General features: G+C 72.0%; 1 protein-coding gene and 1 pseudogene. Both read left to right on the top strand.

Going from position 1 to position 1696, the window contains the following annotated elements:
• Positions 1 to 425, top strand: a pseudogene (locus MNY60_RS23485) (lysylphosphatidylglycerol synthase domain-containing protein); the annotation flags it as partial.
• A gap of 77 nt (positions 426 to 502) precedes the next feature.
• Positions 503 to 1696 (top strand): type IV pilus twitching motility protein PilT (locus MNY60_RS23490; RefSeq protein ID WP_242362071.1); only part of this gene is annotated, 1194 nt, incomplete at its 3' end.

Consider the following 1696-nt stretch of genomic DNA (forward strand, 5'->3'; position numbering starts at 1 on the left):
CGGCCCGCCTCGGGCTCGCGCTCCTCGTCGCCGTCGCGCCCGCGCTCACCGCCGCGGCCGCGTACGCGATCCCGCTCGCCGCCTTCGGCGTGGACGCCGGGATCGCCGGCGGAGCGGTCCTCGTCGCGGTGATCACCTTCGGTCAGCTCACTCCGGGCCTGCCGATCGGGACGGGCGTCTACTGGAGCCTCGCCGCGTGGGCAGCCCGCCGGCTCGGGGCCGCGCCGGACGACGCGGCGGCGCTCGCGGTGCTCACGCACGCGTCGATGATCGTGGCGAGCCTCGCGGTGGGCGGGGTCTCCGCGATCGTGCGACGCGGCGCGTTGCGCGAGCTGCTCCGCCGGCGGCGGGAGGTCGCGACGCTCGCGGACCCCGCCTCTGCGTGCGAGGCCGACGGCCGCTCACGCTCGCCTACATCGGCGTAATCGCTCGCAATCGGGCGCCTCCGTCCCTCGGGTCCGGCATGGATAAGCCCGGATCGCGGTGTTACGCTCCGCGCGCGATGGAACTCAACGAGATCCTGCAGGTCGCGCTCCGCGGCGGCGCCTCGGACATCCACCTCAAGGCGGGGCTGCCGCCGATGTTCCGGGTGGACGGCGCGCTGCTGCCGCTGAAGGACGCGCGCCGCCTCCCGCCCGAGGAGATCGGGCGGATGGCCGTCGGGATCATGAACGACTACCAGCGGGAGAAGTTCAAGCAGACGAACGAGGTGGACCTCGCCTACGGCGTGCCCGGCCTCGGCCGCTTCCGCGTGAACGTCTTCCAGCAGCGCGGGACGATCGGCGTCGTGCTGCGGGTCATCCCCTTCAAGATCCAGACGATCGAGCAGCTCATGCTGCCGAAGGTGCTCGAGAAGATCGCCGCCGAGCAGCGCGGCCTCGTCCTCGTCACCGGCACGACCGGCTCCGGCAAGTCGACGTCGCTCGCGGCGATGATCGACCACATCAACGCCACCGAGACCTGCCACATCATGACGATCGAGGATCCGATCGAGTTCCTCATCCGCGACAAGCGGTCGATCGTGAATCAGCGCGAGGTGGGCGTCGACACCATGAGCTTCGGCCAGGCGCTGAAGAGCGCGCTGCGCCAGGACCCCGACGTCATCCTCGTCGGGGAGATGCGCGACCTCGAGACCATCGAGACGGCGCTCACGGCGGCGGAGACCGGCCACCTCGTGATGTCGACGCTCCACACCCTCGACGCGACCGAGACCATCAACCGCATCATCTCGGCCTTCCCGCCCTACCAGCAGAAGCAGGTTCGCCTGCAGCTCGGCTCGGTCCTGCGCGGCGTCATCAGCCAGCGGCTCGTGCCGCGCGCCGACGGCAAGGGGCGCGTGCCCGCCATCGAGGTGCTCCTCGCGACCGCCCGGGTCCGCGAGCTCATCGAGGACAAGGACCGGACCAAGGAGATCCCGGAGGCGATCGCCCAGGGCCACGTGTCGTACGGGATGCAGACGTTCGACCAGTCGCTCATGTCCCTGCTGAAGGCCGGCCTCATCAGCTACGAGGAGGCGCTCCGCCAGGCGACGAACCCGGACGACTTCGCGCTCCGCGTCTCGGGCGTGTCGGGCACGAGCGACTCGAAGTGGGACTCGTTCGAGAAGGCCGACGGAGGCGCGCCGGCGCCGGCCGCTGCCGCTCGCCCCGCCCCCGCGGGCGCTCCCGGCGTGGCGCGTCCGCCCCCCGCCGGCGCG

This window comes from Anaeromyxobacter sp. SG17, from assembly GCF_022690695.1.
Taxonomy (GTDB): domain Bacteria; phylum Myxococcota; class Myxococcia; order Myxococcales; family Anaeromyxobacteraceae; genus Anaeromyxobacter; species Anaeromyxobacter soli.